The sequence below is a fragment of the Spirosoma luteum DSM 19990 genome, assembly GCF_000374065.1.
Taxonomy (GTDB): Bacteria; Bacteroidota; Bacteroidia; order Cytophagales; family Spirosomataceae; genus Spirosoma; species Spirosoma luteum.
Genome location: NZ_KB893245.1, coordinates 26,190 through 46,895 on the forward strand (window position 1 = coordinate 26,190; position 20,706 = coordinate 46,895).

Consider the following 20,706-nt stretch of genomic DNA (forward strand, 5'->3'; position numbering starts at 1 on the left):
TAAATTGAGTATGCGGTAACAAAGCCACTGCATCCATTATTTCTGCGTCAAGCCCTGGGCATCGGGGCCAATGTAGCGTTCAAAGAATTCATAAATACGCAGTAGCCGGTCTATTCGCTGCCGAACATCACCAGACCGGCTCAGTTCGTGCGTGGCGCCGGGCATACGGACGTACTCAACCGGGCGGCCCAGAATCTTCAGGCTTTTGTACAGCATTTCGCTCTGCGACACACCCGTTCGGAGGTCATTTTCGCCGTGCTTGATGAGCAGGGGTGTATGAATATTTTCGACGAACGTATAGGGGGAGTTACTGTCCAGCACCTTTTTGGCTTCGGGCTGCCAGGGATAACCCCCAAAATAATTTGGTACTAACCGCCAGGCGTTGGCTTCACCCATAAACGTAGTCAGGTCATAAACGCCCCGTTGGGCAAAAGCGGCTTTGAAGCGGTTATCGTGCCCAACAATCCAGGCCGTAAGATACCCCGCATACGAACCGCCCGTAATCACCTGTCGGCTGGTATCGACCCAGGCTTCCCTAGCGGCATCGGTTGTTGCGGCCAGCACATCTTCCGTTGGACCGGTACCCCAATCCTTCATGTTTGCCCGCTGGAAATTGATGCCGTACCCACCAGACCCACGCGGATTGGTATAAACGATGCCATAGCCCTGGCTGCACATATACTGAAATTCATGCCACATGGATGGTTCGCCCGGGCCCCACATGGCCGTTGGGCCACCGTGCATATTAAGAAGCAGCGGGTATTTTTTCGACGCGTCGAAAAAGGCAGGTTTCATAATCCAGTAGTCAATCGTCTGTCCGATGGAGTTTTTGTAGGTTCGCTTTGTTGGAAAACTTAACTGACGTTGCGCTACCCAGTCATTATGATTACTCAGTTTAACCTGTGTTTTAGCGACACCATCGGCCCGATATAGCTCCGACGGGTTAGCTACTTCCGTTTTGGCAAAAATAAGCTGATTGCCCTGCACATCGAAATTGGTGATGCCGCTCTCTATGTCGGTTAACTGCGTAACTTGTTTTGTAGCCGGGTCAAGTCGATACAGCGGAATGCCACCGTTTGATGAGGCTGTAAAATAAACGACGTAATTCGTTGTCGCTTTTTTCCCTTTCGTAGCCGATGGAACGGTTGCCCAGGTGAAATTGCCAGCTGCCCGGTCAAATGTAATGGGGGTTATGTTCGATACGGTTGAGCCGTTTAGTGTCGCTACCGTAATCTGGGGATAATTGACGCCAGAGGAGGGACTAACGAAAAATATGAGCTGTTTGCCATCGGGTGATATCTCCGGTGAGCCATAACTTTTACCCGTTTCTCCCAGGACTATCGTTCGTTTTCCTGAACCGTCTGATGGAATAAATTGAATGGCATTGTCCTGTTCCCGGTCGGGGTGGGTAAGCGAATCGCGGTCGGTTACGGCCAGCAAGCCCTTACCATCGGGGAGCCAGGTCGCTGCGACAAAAGACCCGTACCCACGGGTAAGGGGTTTCGGGGTTGCGGGCGTTGCGGCACTCTCTGGCACATCGATACTGTACAGATGTGTAAACGAGGGGTCTGGTTCGGTAGTCGCTTCGCCCTGAAGGTTAAGCCGATTGATAACTTTGGCCTTTTTATCCGTAACATCTTTAGCCAGATACGCCCGAATTTCGGCCAGTGACCCATCTGGATTGGGTTTTGTTTTTTTGTCCGGTTTAATAAAATCATTGCCGGTAAAGCCTGGCTTCTCCAGCGACCAGGATGGCCCACCTTTTCCCGGATTCAGCAGGGAGTCCGTCATCATCTGCGCCATCGTTACGGGGCTGGAAAACGCAATCCGCTTCCCATCCGGAGACCAGAGCGGTCCAGAAGCACCGTATTCACTATTGGTCAGTTGCCAGGCTTCGCCCCCATCCAGCGGCATGATAAATACCTGATTTTTTCCTTTTACCGTTCGCACAAACGCAATGCGCTTCCCATCGGGTGACCAGGTTGGCTGCCGGGCCGATTCTGCGCCGTGCGTTAATGCCCGGGTGTCGCCGGGTTTTAGTCCTGTCAGGTAAATGTGGGTTTTGTACTCGTAATCATTGGGCTGGCTATCGCTTTTTTTGTCGGGGTTGGCAGCCTCAATCGTTGTGAGTGTGTACAGGGCGCGTTGCCCGTCGGGAGCCAGTTCAATACCACCGACCTGTTTGATTTTGGTCAGGTCGGTAACCGTAACTTTTGACTTTGTCTGGGCGCAAACAATCTGCGCCGTCAGGGCGATGAAGAGTAACGTATGTTTCAGCATGAAGTAGTCTGGTGATGTAGTAATATGGTCCGGGGTAGGCTGCTACGAAAGCAGCGGCAGGTAACGTTCACGAATGATTTTGGCGTGGTGGCGGGCATGGCCAACCAGTACAAAACCCAGCGCCAGCACGGAAATGTTCTGATGGAAACAAACGCCCGTTCGCAGTAGCATCTCATTATCGAAGCTATTGAAAAGCAGGATACTTGACTGCCGTACGGCGGCAAACTCGGCGTATAAGTCAGCTATTGTCCGGCGGGTGGCGTGGGCCGTTTGGCCAAACATCTCTTCATCGTAACCGGGCAGTTCTGTTTTATCATTCCGGGCGAAGCGTAATGCCCGATACCCCATAATGCGCTCGTTATCAATCACGTGCTGTAGGATATCCTTCACCATCCACTTGTTGGGCGCGTACCGAAGGTCACCAATGGCTTCGAGGGTCGACGCGGGAATGTATTGATCGAAGGTGGGCGTCTGCCGCAACGCATCCATGAGGAATACGTTATCGACCTGATTGATATATCGGTCGAAAAATTGCGGCATAACCGGAATTTCGGATTTGGTCATTTTTGTTTTGTTTGATGTTCGACATTTATGCTTTGTCGTTGCGCAAAGCGGTATTCAACTTAGCCTAAACCGCATCAACGACAAACCACAAACCTATTTCTTCACCCCCACCAACTCATTGACCAGTCGGTCGGCTTTGTAAATATACCGCATGGCAGCAATGATTCCGCCAGCGTGAACGGAGATGGTTCGATTCTTATCGGGAACAAAAATGAACTCTCCAGGCAAACTTTCCATGTTGCCATCGAACGCTAAACCAACTGCCTCCAGCTTTTTATTGATCATTGGACTGCCCGAATTGCCACCAATAATATCGTTGGAAGAAATGAAGCACATCGGCTCTTTCAACAAAGCCATCGGCGGGTTTTTCCAGCGGGCGGGCAGGCTCCAGGGAAATTTATCATTGAACGAGTAATTCCGATCGTATAAACCAGCGAAAGTCGTCTTGATGGGCGCTACCGTGCCATTGTAGGCGTACGATTTCACCACACCATCGTTGATTCGAAGCGAGAATGTAGCATCCGGGGGGACGGCTGTTCCGTATACATCATATAACATCCGGCCCAGCTGCCCGCGCAAAACTTCCTGTTTCTGGCTCAGTTGCCGGGCCTGACGGGCAGCGGTCAAGTAACGGGGGAAACCGATTTTGGCCAGTGCCAGCATGGGGTCGTTCGATGCACTGGCGGCATTAGGACGAGTGGTTAGCTCGCCTATGAAAGCAGGGTCGGTAAGCTTTGTATTTTTGACCAGATAAGCAGCCGCTTCTTTCGGTGTCCGGGATTTCCCATCCGGACCTGTTAACGCTGCTTTCACATAGGGGTCATCATTGCCAAGGGCCGCCTGGGCTTCAGTTAGATGAGCCGCCAGGTAGGCTTCCTCTAGCGCCCTGTTCTTTACCGTTGGCGGCACCATGAGCTCTTTAGCACGCTCGGCATCTTCAGGGCGGCTAGCCAGCAGCTCGCTGAACTGCGTGGCAACATTGGCGAAGGTCATCAACTCGCCCATTGTTCGTTCGCTGGGGGCGAGGTAATTGGCATCTTTGAAGATAGTTCGTAGCTGCGCCGTGTTGGCGGCAATCTCATCCCAGGCTTTAAGCTGGTCGGCAGGGAGGCTTTTGGCCTGGGCGGCTGCCTTGAACTGATTCTCGAAAACCGCCTTGCGGGCTATCAGACTGGCATCGCGCAAACCCTCCAGTTGACCGCCATAGGCTTTAAGGCTATTCTCGTAGCTAAAAATTTCATTCATCACGCTGTCGCTCTTGGCCGTAGCATTATAAGCCTGCAAGGCTGCGGAACGGTTTTTCAGGAGTTGAATGGTAGCGGGAGTTTGCAAATCTCGGTCAAATTCCAGTTCAGCTACAGTCTTTAGTCGTTCGGTATGGCCGGGATTCCCAATAACAAAAATGGGTTCTCCATCGCGAATGCCGTCAGGATTGAATTTAAAAAAGTGCGTTGTCTGCAAAGGCTTCCCATTGTCATAAACCCGAAAAAATGAGCAGTCGAGGGCATAGCGGGGGTAGGTAAAGTTATCGTAATCACCACCGAAAAAGCCAAGCTGTAGTTCAGGCATAAACACCAGTCGTACGTCGGTATAGCGTTTAAATCCGTATAGGGAATATCGGCCACCATTGTAAAAAACGATAGTTTGCAACTCCAGCCCTTTCCAGCCTTCCTTTTGACCATATTCCTGTTTTACAGCCGCAAAAGCCTGCTCACGGGCTTGCAGTTGGGCCTGTTCGGAGGTGCCACTGTTCATGGCATCCTGTACGCGCTTGGTAATATCCTCAATCTTTACCAACTGGTCGACGAACAGCCCATCAACTTTCCGCTCCTCGGTGGGCGTTTTGGCAAAAAAGCCCGTCGCGTTTAAGTCCTCCCCTTTGCGGGTGACACCAGTACCCGATTCGCGGGCGCAGTGATGGTTCGTCATCACAAGGCCATTAGCCGACACGAAGGAGGCCGAGCAATAATCGGCAAAACGCAGAGAAGCCAGCCGGGCCTCGTCGAACCACTTTTCGTCGGCGCTAAAATTGTATGTTTTCTGAAAATAGTCCTTCGGTGGATTGTCGAACGTCCACATCTTGCCCAAATCGAGCGGTCCTCCTTTGGTGGTATCGGATATTGATTGAGCGGGAGCGACCCCAACTTGTGATGCCAGAAAAGCCCCTATCAACAGGATGGCGTGAATTTTCGTAGGACGCATGAAACAGACAAGATTAGAATGGAACGAATCTAAAACGTGAAAATACGGCAAACGTTTTATCCGTGCGCCGATAGCCAGGAACTCTACTACTAGAAATATACTTTATCCATCAATTAGTACCTACTTACTTTTTTACCACCAGCACTTACGTAACTTAATATGAACGGTAAACCTCTACTGGTTGCATGGCTATTGTATTGCCTTTGTCATTCTGTATCTGCCCAACAAAGCCTTCCTAACAACACTATAAAACTGGGCAAAATGCACGGTGTCTTCTATGTTAACTGGGGCTACAATCGGGATTGGTACACGAAGAGCACGATTCACTTCCAAAATACAACGACGGATAATTATGATTTTACATTCATCGATGCGAAGGCGCATGACCGGCCTGATTTCCAGGATTTCTATAAAATTACCAGCCTGACAGTTCCACAGTACGACTTGAATATTGGCTATTTTTTTGATAATAAGTGGGACCTGGGTATCGAAGTCGCCTGGAATCACCTTAAATATATTGTTACCGACAATCAAGTCATCCACGTACAGGGCCAGGTGAGAGGGCACCAAATTGATAAAGACACACTGGTAACGCCCGCTTTCGTACATCTACAACATACCAACGGTAATAACTACTTGATGCTGAATCTGATAAAGCGTCAGAAGCTATGGTATTATAAGAAGTTACGGTTGAGTGCTATTGGCAAAGTAGGGGGTGGCCCACTTATTTCATACACTATATCCAGTATTCTGGGTAACGGTGATGAAGGTTATTTTCACTACCACGGCGTAGTAGCGGGAGTAAGTGCGGGATTGAAACTTGACCTGCTCACCTATTTTTTCCTGCAAACGGACCTACAGGGTGCCTGGGTCAATTATACCAATACTAAACTTGGTGCCGACCATCAGGGATTGGCAACCCATCATTTTTATTCGCTTCAATACAGCCTGGCCTTTGGATTCAATTATCCTATCGGAAAACTATAGGCAACCGGATTAACTTATCATGAATACCCCCTCACGCTATTTCGTTTTGTGCGGCAATCTCTTTACCCACTTTGTCATCTACCCGCACGAATGGACGTATAATGAGTCGCGTACTGCGCTGATAGGTGAATAGACGATACATCCAGTTCGTAAATACCGATAGTTTACTACGGAAGCCTACCAAAAACGAGATATGGACAAACAGCCAGGCCATCCAGGCAATAAATCCGCCGAGGTGAAAATTGCCGGGTAAATCGGCAACGGCCCTACTGCGCCCTACAATGGCCAGTGAGCCTTTATCGAAATAGTCGAAGGGCTTGGTTGGCTCGTTTTTCAGCATCCGGCTTAAGTTTTTGGCGAGGTGTTTGCCCTGCTGAATAGCGGGTTGCGCTACGCCAGGATGCCCTCTCGGATAATCCGGTAGTTTCATAAGAGCAATGTCGCCAATGGCAAAAATATTGGTTAAGCCCTGAATCTGATTGATAGGATCAACCAGGATGCGCCCTTTCTCCACGGCCTCTGCCGGAATACCATCAATGATTGCCCCAGTCACACCCGCACCCCAAACAAGCGTTTGCGTCCTTATTTGTTCGCCCCCTTTAAACGTCACGGTTTCACCATCGTACGATTCAACCATCGTGTTAAGCTTTATGATAACACCCAGGTCTTCGAGATAACGCTGCGCCCGCTTCCCGGACTCGTCCGACATGGGCGGTAAAACCTTGCCCAATCCTTCCACAACATAAATATTCATCCGGCTAAAATCCATACCGGGATAGTCATTCGGCAGCACATACTTGCGCATTTCTGCCAGTGATCCCGCCATCTCGACACCGGTTGGGCCAGCACCGGCAATGACGAAATTGAGTAAACTCTGTTGCTCCTCAGGGTCGGTAGTCATACTGGCCTGCTCGAAACACTGCAAAAACTGACTGCGTATATTAAGCGCTTCCGGAATCGTTTTAAGGGGAAAAGCGTACTTCTGAATCTGCTCGTTCCCAAAAAAGTTGGTTTTTGAACCCGTTGCTATTATTAGATAATCATAATGCAATTCCCCAATAACGGTGGAAACTATCTTTGTCTCAGGGTTAATCTTACTTACCCGCACCATGCGGTAGAAGAAATCCTTATACCCATCGAACATTTTCCGGAAAGGCTCGGCAATGGCATCGGGTTCCAGACCGGCCGTGCCAACCTGATATAGTAATGGCCAAAAACCATTGTAGTTTTGTTTGTCGAAAAGCACTACCTGCACATCCACACCGCGCAGTGCTTTTACCAGATTCATGCCACCAAATCCACCCCCAATGATAACGACGCGGGGTTTGGTAGTGTCGGGTATGTTGAGTGAAAGTTTATCGAATTGAAGCATAGTTATACGTGCCTCACGGGCACCGTTAATTCTCAGGTATAGTACCTACTAGTCAGTCGTTTTGTTCAAATTCTAACGTACGAAACAGGCAATGGTTTCGTGATTTCACCGTTTCGTTATAGGCTTTCTCTTTTAGTAACTGTTTTGGTCCTCTTCGCATTTTACCCGGATACTTATCGCTTACCCCATGCAGAAACTTGTACTGTTAGTACTTTCTTTCCTTTGTTCAATCAGTCTGGTCAGGGCGCAGGATGCACTAGCCAAAGTAACCCTCAGTGGCTACGTTCGGGAAGCGGGTAGTCTGGAAGCGTTGATTGGGGTAAACGTCTATCTGCCGGGTACAACAACCGGCACAACGACCAATACATACGGCTTCTATTCCCTAACGTTACCCGCTCAGGATAGTATTAAACTGGCGTATTCATTCGTCGGTTACGAAACGACAGCCCAATCCGTTTCGCTCCGGACTAACCAAACCCGGAATGTACTGCTCACGCCCGGTCGACTGCTGACAGAAGTTGATGTGAAGGCCGGAATCACTGTAGAGAAAGTCAGCGAGAGTGCCCGGATGAGTACCATTGATATTCCGGTTGCTCAGATTAAGAAGATACCCGCTTTTTTGGGGGAAAAAGACGTACTGAAAGTGCTGCAACTGATGCCGGGGGTGCAGAAAGGCTCTGAAGGGCAAACGGGAATTTATGTACGTGGTGGTGGACCCGACCAGAATCTGATTATTCTGGATGATGCCGTTGTGTACAATGCCAATCACCTGTTTGGTTTTTTCTCGGTCTTCAATGGTGATGCTATCAAGAGTGTGGAGTTGATTAAGGGTGGTTTCCCGGCCCGGTATGGTGGTCGGCTTTCCTCCGTCATTGACCTGAACATGAAAGACGGAAACCGGGAAAAACTCCATGGCGAAGGCGGCATCGGTCTGATTGCTTCCCGGCTTATGCTGGAGGGGCCACTAACCAAAAACAAAAAAGCATCTTTCCTGATTAGCGGTCGACGGACCTATCTGGATGTACTGGCCGCTCCCCTGATACGGGCACAGTCGGGCGGAACAACCACTGCCGGATATTATTTCTACGACCTGAACGCCAAAGCGAATTATGATTTTAGCCCCAAAGATAAATTATACCTCAGTGGCTATTTTGGCCGGGACCGGTTTTACGCGTCAGACAAAAGTCAGAATACGGAAACTGGCTTGAGTTGGGGCAACGCTACCGGAACGCTCCGCTGGAATCATCTATTCAATCAGAAACTATTTGCGAACCTGTCCCTGATTTTCAGCGACTATAAATTCCAGATTTCAGCCGTTGAGAAGAGTACGCAGGGCATTGATACCTATTCGCTTCAGTACAACTCCGGCATTCGGGATTTCTCACTGAAATATGACGTGGATTATTATCCATCGCCCCAGCATTCCGTTCGGGCAGGGGTTCAGAGCATCTACCACCGGTTTACGCCGAGTGCGGTGGTGTTGCAAAATGCGGGAATCAATCAGTCAATAAACAACGTCGATAACATCGATGTACTGGAGTCCGGTATATACGCCGAAGATACCTGGCGACCATCCAGCCGCCTGCGCGTCAATGCGGGGTTAAGGCTAAGTAACTTTCAGCATAAAGCGGTGAGTTATGTCCGGCCCGAACCCCGAATTTCTGCCGCCCTTACCCTAAAGCCCGACTTGTCCGTTAAAGCGTCGTACGCCATGATGAATCAATACGTTCACTTGCTGTCGAATACCGGTATTGGTCTTCCTACGGATTTATGGGTGCCCACTACCGACCAGGTGAAGCCGCAGCAATCCCAACAGGTAGCGATTGGTATTGCCAAAGACTTTACGACCGGGGGCGCACTCGCTAAGGGATTGACACTAACGGTAGAGGGCTATTATAAAACGATGAGTAATATCATCAACTACAAAGAGGGGGCCAGTTTTCTACTTATTAATGACCCAACGTCAGCCAATAGCGTGCGCTGGGAAGATAACGTAACGGCGGGCCGGGGCTGGAGCTATGGGGCGGAATTTTTCCTGCAAAAGAAAGTAGGGCGTTTTTCGGGCTGGGCGGGTTATACGTTATCCTGGACCCAATGGCAGTTTGCCGAGTTGAACGGTGGCCAACCCTACTACCCCCGCTACGACCGTCGGCACGACATGTCATTGGTGGGCATTTATGAACTGAACAAGCGCATTACGCTATCGGCTGTTTGGGTCTATGGCACGGGGAATGCCCTGACTATTCCATCCGGGCGTTATGATACATACCGGGCCAGCAATACGCTGGTGTACGGCGGAAGCCCCGGCATTGCGCAAACCTTTTTCCAAAATCCCCGCACGACGGATGATTATGGTACGCAAAAAAACAGTTTCCGGGCTGAAGCCTACCACCGCTTCGATTTTGGCATTCAGTTTCATAAGCAGAAAAAGCACCACGAACGAACTTGGGAGATTAGTTTTTATAACCTGTACAATCGTCGAAATCCATTTTTCTACCGACTTGAGTCCATAGCCGCTACAGCAACCGAGCCAACCCGTACCGCTCTGTTTCGCTATTCTGTATTTCCGATTGTACCAGCGTTCAGCTATAATTTTAAATTCTGATGCGTATACCCGTACGAATTGACCATACATTTTTTGCCCTGCTGGGAGTCATTTTCTTTTGGGGCTGCACTAATCTGCGGAACGAGATTTCTCCCGGCTTGCTGGGAATAGAGCCGCCAAAACTGGTTGTTACCTGTTTTCTCTCCCCACAGGATACTACACTGGCGGTGAAAGTGACCCGCTCGAGTACTGTAGTGGGGGATAGTATCAGCCTGTTGCAAACAAGTAATAACGTAAGGAATGCAAGCGTCACGCTCGCCCAGGGCGACCGATCCGTTACGCTGCGGTATGATAATCGCCCTGTCGACAGTACCAGCGTACAGGCTTACTACAGCATTAGCGCCCGGTTGTTCCCTATCATTGTGGGGCAAACGTATATACTTACGGTAGTAACGCCCGACGGCCAGCGCGCCAGTAGTACCTGTACAATTCCGGCTGCCGTTTCTCCAACGGCTATCACATTCGACTCACTTGATGATACCCAAAACCGCACGCAAGTGCGCCGGTACTTCGTGAAGAGTCAATGGCAGGACCCGGCAAATCAGGCCAACTACTATCAGGTTATCGGTATTTTTCGTTACACTACCCCTACGGTTACTAAAGAAGAAAAATACAACAGCCTTACGTTCGATGATGACAACCGGGGGCTATTTACGGATGCGGGGCTCGATGGCACTACGTTTGTTTCAGGGCGGGCGTTCGTGGCAACCTCATCCAGCAGTAGCCAGCAATCAAGTTTTTACAACCAATATAAAACCGCTGTTGTAACGGTTAATCTGATAAGCATTAACCAGGCTTATTATCGATTCCAGGAAGCCATTATCCGGCAACGCCGGTCTCGTAATAATCCCTTCGCCGAACCAGTCCTGATACCCAGTAATATAGCCGGTGGGCTCGGGTGCTTTGCTGGCTACAACAATGCCATTCTGACGAAAAGCCTGAAATGAAAACGGGTGAATAAGTGGCATATAATGCCACTTATTCACCCGTTTTCATTTCTTCTGCCGCGACTATCGAAACTACACGTTTTGTGGCGCGCTATGGATAATTTCAGTCTGCTTCCGTATCGACTCCATATGAATGATTTTGTAGATTTCTTCTACTAACTCAGGATATAGCCCCAGTTTCTGACCCATTTTGGTGCGGGTTTCCAGAATCTCTTTCCAGCGGTCGGGTTGAAACAGCGTTACGTTATTATCACGCTTGTATTCGGCCAGACGTTCTACTAGGGCCATTCGTGCGCCCAGCATTTCAACAAGTTGCCGGTCAACATTGTCAATGTTACGGCGGGACTGCTCCATAAACGTCTGAAACTCCCGGTTCGATGATTCAACCTGACGAATTTCCAGGTGGTCGAGCATCTCACCAAAGGCGGTAGGTGTTAGCTGCTGAGCTGCGTCGCTCCAGGCATTATCCGGGTCGATGTGCGATTCAACAATCAGCCCGTCATAGTTTAGATCCATCGCCATCTGCGACAGCTCGTTTAGGTAAGCACGCTTGCCCGCCATGTGACTTGGGTCGCCAATGATAGGTAATTGAGGGAAGATAGACTTCAACTCAATGGCCATCTGCCACATAGGCACGTTACGGTATTTGCTGGCTTCACCCGTAGCAAACCCACGGTGAATAGCCCCCAATTTGTTAATACCAGCACCTGCTATACGCTCAAAGGCACCCACCCACAGGGCCAGATCGGGGTTGACCGGGTTTTTGATCAGTACCGGTACATCTACACCACGCAGGGCATCGGCAATTTCCTGAACATTAAAGGGATTAACGGTTGTGCGGGCACCTATCCACAAAATATCCACACCATATTTCAAGGCCAGTTCGATATGCTCCGGCGTCGCTACTTCAACCGCAAAAGGCAAACCGGTTTCGGCCTTCGCGCGCTGAATCCAGGGCAAGGCTGCTTCGCCCATACCCTCAAAGCTACCGGGCCGTGTACGGGGTTTCCACACACCCGCCCGTATCACGTGCACGGCTCCCAGGTCTTTTAACTGCCGGGCAGTTTCTACTAACTGATCTTCCGTTTCGGCACTACAGGGGCCGGCAATGATCAGTGGTTTCCCGTTGGTGTCAATCCACGACCCAAGCGGCTCTACAGCTAATTCAACTTTCATATATTAGATACTTATTCTACGAGTAATCCTACTACTCTATGGGGAACTTTCAAGTTAAAATAATGGTATCTTTGCAGAGGGAATTGGCTGTTTTTCAAGCCGGTTCCCTATTTTATCTAAAACAGTTTTTAGTTTACTAAAAAGAGCTGTGGCGGTAAATTAATCGTCAGACCGAATTTTCGTTATATATTTCGGTCGTCTTTGCCGACACAAATTTACGCTATGCACATAGCACCGCCCAAACGGAGCACTGATATGTCGAACCGAAGTAATCTAATGCCGGAGGCAGTCCAAGGCTTTACTAACGTAAAACCCGTTTCATTTGAGGACACTTCCATTGCTTTTTCAAGTCAGTCGGACTTTAAACTCCGAAAAACCTACTGGTTATTTGCGTTGATGAATAAGGGATGGGTTGTAAAATTAGGTACTTTTTTCATAAAGATTGCCTTACGACTTCATCTTCCCATTAAATTGCTCATTAAGAATACGATTTTTGACCAATTCTGCGGGGGCGAAAGTATCCGTGATTGTGAAAAAACGATTCGGAGCCTGCACGATGTTCACGTCGGTACAATTCTGGACTACTCGGTAGAAGGAGAAGATACCGAAAAAAGCTTTGATGAAACGACGCTCGAAATTCTCCGCACAATAGAGCGTGCCAGTGAATCCAAAGATATTCCGTTCTCCGTTTTTAAAGTGACGGGTATTGCTTCTACGGAATTGCTGGAAGCCATACAGATTGGCGATTCATTGAATAAAGAGCAGAAGGCTGAATTTGATCGGGTTATGCATCGGGTTGACACGCTGTGTCGACGCGCCTATGAGCGGAACGTTCGTATTTTTATTGATGCCGAAGAAAGCTGGATTCAGGATACTATTGATACACTGGCGTATGAAATGATGGATCGCTACAACCATGAGCGACCTGTTGTGTATAATACCTACCAAATGTACCGTTGGGAAAGCTTTGCTCACCTCCAGCGCGACACAGCTGAAGCCCAGGCCAAAGGCTACTACTTAGGTGTAAAACTTGTTCGGGGTGCCTACCTGGAAAAGGAACGGCTGCGCGCGCACGAGGAAGAGTATCAGGACCCTATTCAGGCAACGAAAGAAGATACTGACCGCGACTTCAATATGGCCATTGAGTTCTGTTTGCAACATCGGGACATTATATCCATTTGCCTGGGTACGCACAATGAAGAAAGTTGTGAGTATTGTATGGAACATATGAAGGAGCTGGGTATTGAGCCAGGTGACTCGCATATTTACTTTGCTCAGCTATTGGGTATGAGTGACAATATATCCTACAATTTGGCTAATGCAGGCTACAATGTAGCCAAATACGTGCCCTATGGGCCGGTTGACACCGTGATGCCTTACTTATTTCGGCGAGCTGATGAGAATAAGTCCATTGCCGGACAGAGCAGCCGTGAGTTTAATTTGGTTAGTGATGAATTGAAGCGCCGGAAGAATTGTCGGTCAAAATGAGCGTTTATAAATAAAATCAGGTCGCGGTCGGTAAACAAACTCAACGTATAACTGGCAAATCCCCTTCACTGGCACAGCCGACCGGACAACCACCGGAACACCGGAACGGACCCTATAGTGTGCCGATTTTTTTACCATGATTCAGAAAAGTCCCTTTAAATTTTTCCTGCTAACCCTGGTCTTAATCGCACTTGACCAAAGTGTAAAACTGGCCGTTCATTTTTATATGGCTCCTGGCTTTGCAGGTCAGGTCAAAATCGTTGGTGACTGGCTCAAACTGCACTACGTATTAAATCCGGGTATGGCTTTTGGTATGCAACTGGGTCATGAATATGGGAAGTTGCTGCTGAGTGTGTTCCGGCTGTTTGCCATGGTTGGTATCGGTTACTATTTGGTAATGTTGGCCCACCGGGGCGCCCCTAATGGGCTGTTGTGGGCAATGGCGATGATTCTGGCTGGTGCTGTTGGCAATGTAATCGACAGCACGTTTTACGGAGTTTTTCTGAATAATGCCCCCTATGGGTCGCCAACCCCCTGGTTTCATGGGCAGGTAATCGATATGGTTTTTGTGGACGTTTGGGAAGGGTTTATTCCAGACTGGGTACCACTTTGGGGAGGTCAATATTATTCGACACCGATTTTCAACATTGCCGACTCCTGCATTTTTATTGGCGTTTGCCTTATTCTGTTTTTTCAGCGTCGTTTTTTTGGTGATCAGTCCGTTGAAGACAGCATGTTGCCCGTTTCTGGCTCAGACCCGGTAGAGGCATCTGTATTACCCGCTGCCGATTTTATTAGGGAAGAATCTCAGGATACAAATCAGTCTGATAATCAAACAGAAGCCCGGATACGTACAGATGAGGGACAAATCATTGTATCAGAGTCGGGCTTAACCGACGAAAAGAAGGCTACAGAATAAAGGCTGTTGAACTACAAATGAAGAGGGCCAATCTGTATCAGATTGGCCCTCTTCATTTGTACAATTTTGTTACTATTACTTGCTTCCGCCAGCCTGACCACTTGACAATAAGTTGAAAAACTGATCCATCTTCGGCGTAATGATAATCTCGGTCCGGCGGTTTTGTTGACGACCAGTAGACGTTGTATTATCATCTTTCGGTGCAAACTCCGACCGTCCACCAGCCGTTAGGCGACCAGGAGCAACGCCAAATTTGTTCTGCATTGTCCGCACAACCGACGTAGCACGCAGTGCACTCAAGTCCCAGTTATCTTTGATTGACGCAGTAGAGATGGGAACGGCATCTGTATGCCCTTCCACTAGAATATCTAGGTCTTTATGGTCATTTACTACCTTAGCCACTTTACTCAACACGTTCTCAGCGGCAGGGAGTACTTCATAGCTTCCCGATCTGAACAGCAGTTTATCTGACAGAGAAACGTAAACGACACCCTTCTTCACCTCAACCTGCACATCCTGGTCATTGATATCATCCAATGACCGTTTCAGGCTCATTACCAATGCCAGATTAATCGAGTCCTTACGCTGGATAGAAGCATTCAGGTTGTTCGTGTACTTAGTCTGCTCGTTCAATGTTTCCAGTGACTTCTTGATGCTCTCAGCACCTGACTTACTCACAATCGACAAATCCGACATCCTGTCGAGGAGATTCGTATTGGTTTTTTTGAGGTAATCAATCTGTGCCTGCAAATCAGAAGCCTGCTTAGACTTGCTTTGCAGGTCGGTATCTTTTGCCGTTAGCTGCGTACGAAGATCAGCCGTGCGCTGGTCGCAATCATTAAGTGAGGCAACGGCTTTATCACGGGCTTCCTGTAGGGTTTTAATTTCGGCCAGGCGCTTTTTACTATTGCAGGAAGCCAGCATAGTAACAGCGGCAATAACAATCAAAAATCGTTTCATACTGATTTGGGGAAAAATAACGTGTACTGAAAAAGTTAGGTTAACAAACGATATAGGCTACAAAACGTATTAAATCGCACTGCAAAATTAAGAGATTCTGGCAAACCGTTTTGCTAACGCCTTTCATATATAACGACTATAATAGTATTATTTCTTTATTTTTCTGAAAAAACTTCGAGTTTTTGCCAATATAAGGGATATAAAATGAGACCTTCACGCGTTAGTTTATAGCTGTTTTAACCTTACCAAGCTAACTCATCCGCGTTTTATGAATAAGATAATAGCTATGCTTTTGTTATCTATGAGCTTAAGTGCCCTGGCACAGCCCGCTAAAGAAATTATGTATGTTGGTACTTATTCCGTCCGGGGAAGTGAGGGGGTATATGTGTTTGAGTTTGACCGGAAAGAGGGTACTATGCATCAGATACAGTCCGTTTCAAATGCAAAAAGCCCTTCATTCCTGGCGGTCCACCCGTCGGGTAACTACTTGTATTCTGTTGATGAGGGAGCTGAAAAAGCGGGCGGTGTGAGTTCCTACACCGTCGATAAGAAGACAGGAAAGCTAACCTACCTGAACAGTCAGTCATCAATGGGGTCAGGCCCCTGTCATATAAGTGTGGATCATACCGGCAAGACAGCCTTCGTCTCTAACTATGGAGGTGGTAGCCTAACAGTACTGCCTATAAAAACCGATGGTACATTAGGTGTGGCAACGGATACAGTGCAGGATGCAGGCAGCGGGCCAAACGCACAGCGGCAGGAAAAACCGCACGTTCACTCGGCTACCCTGGCACCCGATAACCGGTTCGTCTACGTGGCTGACCTGGGGCTCGACCGGCTTAACATCTTTGCCGTTAATCCTAAGGCAAGTACGGTAAAACCGGCTTCTATCCCCTATGTTACGGTAAAACCCGGTTCGGGACCGCGCCATTTTACCTTTCATCCGAACGGTAAATATGCCTATCTGGTTGAGGAAATAACATCGGCAGTGGCCGTGTTTTCACGTGATGCCAAAACGGGGGCACTAACGTTGATAGAGGATAATGTGAAAACCTTACCCGCCGATTTTAACGCCCAGAATACGAGTGCCGATATTCATATCGACCCCGCGGGTAAGTTTCTTTATCAGTCGAATCGGGGATATAATGCGCTGACTATTTTTGCCATTGGGAATGATGGAAAACTAACCAAAGTAGGTGACCAGCCGACAGAAGGGAAAACACCCCGTAATTTTCTGATTGATCCTAAGGGTGAATTTATATTCGTAGCCAACCAGGAATCTGACAATATCACTATCTTCAGACGTGACCAGAAAACGGGAAAGCTAACTTTCAATGGCCAATCAGTAAAAGTACCTGCTGCCGTTTGTATCATCATGCCAAATCTGTAAATTTCAACTAGTCTCAACAACCCTAAATACGCATAGTTAATGAAATACTGCCTTGCCTTTTGTCTTGTAATCAGTGCGCTGGCCTTTGTTGCCCCCACAAAAACCATCAAGCTCTTTAATGGTAAAAACCTGAAGGGTTGGAAAATTTATGGCACTGAAAAGTGGTACGTCGAAAACGGTGAACTCATCTGCGAAAGTGGCCCTGATAAAAAGTATGGTTATTTAGCAACCGAAAAGTTCTATAAGGATTTCGACCTGACGGTGGAATTCAAGGAAGAAGCAAATGGTAATAGTGGCGTATTTTTCCGCTCGACTATTGAAGGAACCAAAGTAAACGGCTGGCAGGTGGAAGTTGCCCCGCCAAACCACGACACGGGCGGGGTTTATGAGTCGTACGGACGGGGCTGGCTCGTACAGATTCCCGATGAAAAAGAAACCATTTTAAAACCTACCGATTGGAATACGCTTCGTATTAAGGTAGAAGGAGATCACGTACAAACGTACCTCAATGGCACTGAAATGGTAGATATGCACGATGAGAAGATTGGTCAGGCTGATGGCTCCATTGCCCTGCAAATTCACGATGGGGGCGGCATTAAGGTTCGGTGGCGGAATTTTAAACTTCAAACACTCTAAACAAAAACGGGGCGAATCATAGTGATTCGCCCCGTTTTTGTTTAGAGTGAGTTCTTATTTTGCCAAATCAATATAGGACATGGTATGAATGCTATCCGCTTTAGTATTGACAAATCTCTTATTTGGGTTGTCATAGTCGGTTATGTACAGCCGGTTACCTTTTAGTAATACTTCGGCTGGCTGGTCGATTCGACCATCTTTACCATCCGTATCACCATTCTGGACTAAAGTGCTGACCTTGCCATCAGGAGCGACGGTCATAATTGCGTTCATCCGTGAATTACAGAGGTATATCATATCCGTTTTCCGGTCGATGATGAGTCCATCTACGCATAGTACTTTTTCACTGACGTTGACTACCTCTTTCGATGCCAGCTTACCGTCGGATGTGAGGGTTAATTTATAAAGTGTGCCATCCCCAAAAGAACCCGTATAGAAATTTCCTTTACTGTCGTAATCAAGTCCGTCCGCACCATTGTCGACGCCTGTTTCATTCACTTCCGTCGTGAATGTGGCTAAAACATGGGAGTCCATTGTTTTGGGTTTCAGTACGATTGGCCCTTTTTTTAATTCATCGAGCGTAAAGTGGAAAATGGCACTTCCCTTATCGTTATCGGGCATATCCCATTGGCTGTCAGTAACGTAAATCGTATTGCCTTTCCAGACAACGGCATTAGACAAACCAAATCCGGTTACTACTGGCTCCACGCCAGCCGCCTTACCGTTTTGCATGTTAATCCGCATGAGTCGGGACTTGTAGTTTTTATCGTTCTCGTACTGATTATCGGCGTAATAAAGATTACCATCAGGACCGAACGCTAAATCCATTGGGCAGGCGTGTTTCGTATCTGGATGTACAGGCAAACTGGTGAAAAACTGTACCGAATCTGGCGCGAACTTCACGATTACGCCAGGATAGCTGTTGTCCGCCAGATTCGGTACAGACAGGTAAACTGAGCCATCGGGGGCCAGTGCCAGCCCGTCGGGTGTGTTGTACCTGTCGGCTAACGTGTATAGTAGTTTGGGGTCACCAATAGTGGAAACAGACTCTTGAGTACTATCCAGATTACCAGTGTCAACACTTTTGGCGTTCTCTTTTTTTTGACAACCGGTAGCCAGGCCTACCCCAAGTAGAATGGGCATAATAAAGTGTTTCATGAGTTTACGTTGAGTGATTGTTTGGTCGTAACCGATTGTTCTTTTTTTTGTTACGAAACGCTCTGGTTTACTCTTTTAAGCTCTTTATCATGAAATCATTATCTTTTGCCGTATGCGTTTGGTTTTTTTCGGCTTTCCCCGTTTTTGGGCAGCTGACTAGGTCAGCAGGCTGGCAAACCCTCTTCAATGGGAAAGATTTTACCGGTTGGGAGACGTACCTGGACCGCCCTTATGCGAAAGATGACCAGCCAAAAGGAGCACCCTTGGGGTTGAATAACGACCCGAATCATGTCTTTTCAGTTGTTCAGGAAGATGGCAAGCCGGCCCTGCGTGTATCAGGCGAAACATTCGGGGGTATCAATACCCTGACTGATTTTGAAAACTATCATCTTCGGTTCGAATTCAAATGGGGTACTAAGAAGTGGCCACCCAGGCTCGACCGCCCCCGCGATAGCGGCTTGCTTTATCATAGTGTTGGCCCGCATGGAACGCCTATGCTTTGGATGGAATCGTTTGAGTTTCAGATTCAGGAAGGCGACACGGGCGATTATTGGGGGGTGATGAATGTAATAGCCGATATTACAGCGCAGAAAAATGAAAAAGGAAATTATGTGTATCGTCCCGATGCCACACCCGTAACATTTCAGGATAAAACCCCGATTGGACGGTGGTGCATTAAAAATCCAGACAGCGAAAAATCATCCGGTGAGTGGAATACCCTTGACCTCTACTGTCTGGGTGGGACCTGTGTCCATATGCTCAATGGTAAAGTCAATATGAAGATAACGGATACCCGTCACCTAATCGATGGAAAAGCGGTGCCCCTCACCAAAGGGAAAATTCAGATTCAGTCAGAAGGAGCAGAGGTATTCTATCGAAACATTCAGGTTGAGGGAATCAAGAGCTTGCCTTGAAATTATAATTCTTAAACTAGTCCCGCTACATCACTCTGTACAACAATACCTGGCCAAAGCTGGTGTTGGGAAAGAGCCAGTACATGGGTAACAAAGCACAGCTTCATGTCACGTTTGAAACTGGAATTATGCGGCAATAGGCCCGTAAAGCACGAAATTATGGGCAGGGTGATGGATTTGTTAAGGTGCTCAATCATTAAAACGGTACTCATTCAATATGACAAGCAGATTTTTTTTGGTACCTGCTTGCAAAGAAGAATGCTAAACCATACTTTTGTGCCACGATCAAGGAAAACGGCAGCGTTTTTCTGAAAGTTGGTTCGGTAGTTCAGTTGGTTAGAATACCTGCCTGTCACGCAGGGGGTCGCGGGTTCGAGTCCCGTCCGGACCGCCAACAGCCATAATAAGCCTCTAATTCACAGCGAGTTAGAGGCTTATGTGTTTTGTAGACTTTTCAATCGCCTGTTCTATCAGGAGACGAAAAACGGAAGTCAGTTCAGAAACACTGTTGTTACTCCTGATGCAGATACATTGGCTTGGCAAAACTGTTACTTCCAGTTCCACAGAACAATCACCCATGTTTCGCCAATAGTCGGGTCATGAAACTCATAAACTGGCTCAAACCCTACCCGTTTATGAGCGCGTAGAGAGCGGGTGTTGTTGGCCGAAATATCCGTTATGAGTAATTGAAAGCGGTTGCCATACACCTCGTAGTGATGCTGAAAAAGCTTATCGAACACCTGTTGACCCCGGTAGGCTTCGGCGACACAAACCTGCCCCATTACATACCAGGAATAATCGTAAATCGGTTTCTCCTGATAAGTTAGGGATTTAATCAGGGCAAAAAGAGGTAGCAGTTCAGGCACATCAGCTCCAAACTCAGGAAGCATGGTCAGCGCATAACCGACTACCGTATCGCCATCTTTGGCAATAACACTTGGTGCTGCCTGGTTCATTCGACTCAGCACCTGCGGGTCGTGCTCCACTGTTACAAAACCCTGCTCGACCTGAATGTGAGCTGGTACATTTTTACGAAGATTAGCCTGTTGTAATGTAAGGATACCAAGTACGTCGGCTTTGGATTGAACGGTAGTAATGGTGAGCATAA

At 48.0% G+C, this 20,706-nt stretch carries 16 protein-coding genes and 1 tRNA gene; 9 read left to right on the forward strand and 8 right to left on the reverse strand.

Annotated elements, in window-relative coordinates; genetic code table 11:
* Positions 1–36 precede the first annotated feature (36 nt).
* The 3 genes from B156_RS0100135 to B156_RS0100145 form a co-directional block, all read right to left on the reverse strand.
* A complete protein-coding gene (locus B156_RS0100135) occupies positions 37–2,280 on the reverse strand; it encodes a S9 family peptidase (RefSeq protein ID WP_018617565.1) in 2,244 nt (747 codons plus the stop codon).
* Between the two features lie 42 nt (positions 2,281–2,322).
* Positions 2,323–2,844 (reverse strand): DinB family protein, encoded by a 522-nt coding sequence (locus tag B156_RS0100140; RefSeq protein WP_018617566.1) that lies wholly within the window; start codon positions 2,842–2,844, stop codon positions 2,323–2,325.
* Between the two features lie 93 nt (positions 2,845–2,937).
* Positions 2,938–5,046 (reverse strand): S46 family peptidase, encoded by a 2,109-nt coding sequence (locus B156_RS0100145; RefSeq protein WP_018617567.1) that lies wholly within the window; start codon positions 5,044–5,046, stop codon positions 2,938–2,940.
* Between the two features lie 261 nt (positions 5,047–5,307).
* Here B156_RS0100145 and B156_RS0100150 point away from each other — a divergent pair, with 261 nt between their 5' ends.
* On the forward strand, positions 5,308–6,033 hold the full coding sequence (locus B156_RS0100150) for a hypothetical protein (protein ID WP_018617568.1): 726 nt from the start codon (positions 5,308–5,310) through the stop codon (positions 6,031–6,033).
* Between the two features lie 31 nt (positions 6,034–6,064).
* On the opposite strand, the gene B156_RS0100155 is transcribed toward B156_RS0100150, so the two are convergent.
* Positions 6,065–7,405 carry an NAD(P)/FAD-dependent oxidoreductase gene (locus B156_RS0100155; RefSeq protein WP_018617569.1) on the reverse strand — a complete coding sequence of 447 codons (1,341 nt, stop codon included), beginning with the start codon at positions 7,403–7,405 and terminating at the stop codon, positions 6,065–6,067.
* A gap of 187 nt (positions 7,406–7,592) precedes the next feature.
* Here B156_RS0100155 and B156_RS0100160 point away from each other — a divergent pair, with 187 nt between their 5' ends.
* Both B156_RS0100160 and B156_RS0100165 read left to right on the forward strand, forming a co-directional pair.
* Positions 7,593–10,010 (forward strand): TonB-dependent receptor, encoded by a 2,418-nt coding sequence (locus B156_RS0100160; RefSeq protein ID WP_018617570.1) that lies wholly within the window; start codon positions 7,593–7,595, stop codon positions 10,008–10,010.
* On the forward strand, positions 10,010–10,957 hold the full coding sequence (locus B156_RS0100165) for a DUF4249 domain-containing protein (protein WP_018617571.1): 948 nt from the start codon (positions 10,010–10,012) through the stop codon (positions 10,955–10,957). The genes B156_RS0100160 and B156_RS0100165 overlap by 1 nt, the downstream gene beginning before the upstream one ends.
* A gap of 72 nt (positions 10,958–11,029) precedes the next feature.
* Here B156_RS0100165 and B156_RS0100170 read toward each other — a convergent pair whose 3' ends face one another.
* Positions 11,030–12,133 carry a chorismate mutase gene (locus B156_RS0100170; RefSeq protein ID WP_018617572.1) on the reverse strand — a complete coding sequence of 368 codons (1,104 nt, stop codon included), beginning with the start codon at positions 12,131–12,133 and terminating at the stop codon, positions 11,030–11,032.
* Positions 12,134–12,409: 276 nt separating this feature from the next.
* Here B156_RS0100170 and B156_RS0100175 point away from each other — a divergent pair, with 276 nt between their 5' ends.
* Positions 12,410–13,621, forward strand: coding sequence for a proline dehydrogenase family protein (locus B156_RS0100175; RefSeq protein ID WP_018617573.1), 1,212 nt, complete (start codon positions 12,410–12,412; stop codon positions 13,619–13,621).
* A gap of 136 nt (positions 13,622–13,757) precedes the next feature.
* The gene (locus B156_RS0100180; protein WP_018617574.1) at positions 13,758–14,540 is read left to right on the forward strand and encodes a lipoprotein signal peptidase; all 783 of its coding nucleotides are present in this window, start codon (positions 13,758–13,760) and stop codon (positions 14,538–14,540) included.
* Between the two features lie 75 nt (positions 14,541–14,615).
* On the opposite strand, the gene B156_RS0100185 is transcribed toward B156_RS0100180, so the two are convergent.
* Positions 14,616–15,500 carry an OmpA/MotB family protein gene (locus B156_RS0100185; RefSeq protein WP_018617575.1) on the reverse strand — a complete coding sequence of 295 codons (885 nt, stop codon included), beginning with the start codon at positions 15,498–15,500 and terminating at the stop codon, positions 14,616–14,618.
* A 268-nt stretch (positions 15,501–15,768) separates the two neighbouring features.
* Here B156_RS0100185 and B156_RS0100190 point away from each other — a divergent pair, with 268 nt between their 5' ends.
* Positions 15,769–16,890: a lactonase family protein gene (locus B156_RS0100190; protein ID WP_026260489.1), complete on the forward strand. Its 1,122-nt coding sequence runs from the start codon at positions 15,769–15,771 to the stop codon at positions 16,888–16,890.
* A 39-nt stretch (positions 16,891–16,929) separates the two neighbouring features.
* Entirely contained in the window at positions 16,930–17,526 is a 597-nt protein-coding gene (locus B156_RS0100195; RefSeq protein ID WP_018617577.1) for a 3-keto-disaccharide hydrolase, read from the forward strand.
* Positions 17,527–17,580: 54 nt separating this feature from the next.
* On the opposite strand, the gene B156_RS0100200 is transcribed toward B156_RS0100195, so the two are convergent.
* Positions 17,581–18,684, reverse strand: a complete 1,104-nt coding sequence (locus tag B156_RS0100200) for an SMP-30/gluconolactonase/LRE family protein (protein WP_018617578.1) — start codon at positions 18,682–18,684, stop codon at positions 17,581–17,583.
* A gap of 89 nt (positions 18,685–18,773) precedes the next feature.
* On the opposite strand from B156_RS0100200, the gene B156_RS0100205 reads away from it, so the two are divergent.
* Positions 18,774–19,598 (forward strand): 3-keto-disaccharide hydrolase, encoded by an 825-nt coding sequence (locus B156_RS0100205; protein ID WP_018617579.1) that lies wholly within the window; start codon positions 18,774–18,776, stop codon positions 19,596–19,598.
* A 317-nt stretch (positions 19,599–19,915) separates the two neighbouring features.
* Positions 19,916–19,992 (forward strand) — tRNA-Asp (locus tag B156_RS0100210).
* A 154-nt stretch (positions 19,993–20,146) separates the two neighbouring features.
* Here the strand turns inward: B156_RS0100210 and B156_RS0100215 are convergent.
* Positions 20,147–20,704 (reverse strand): GNAT family N-acetyltransferase, encoded by a 558-nt coding sequence (locus B156_RS0100215; RefSeq protein ID WP_018617580.1) that lies wholly within the window; start codon positions 20,702–20,704, stop codon positions 20,147–20,149.
* Positions 20,705–20,706 lie beyond the last annotated feature (2 nt).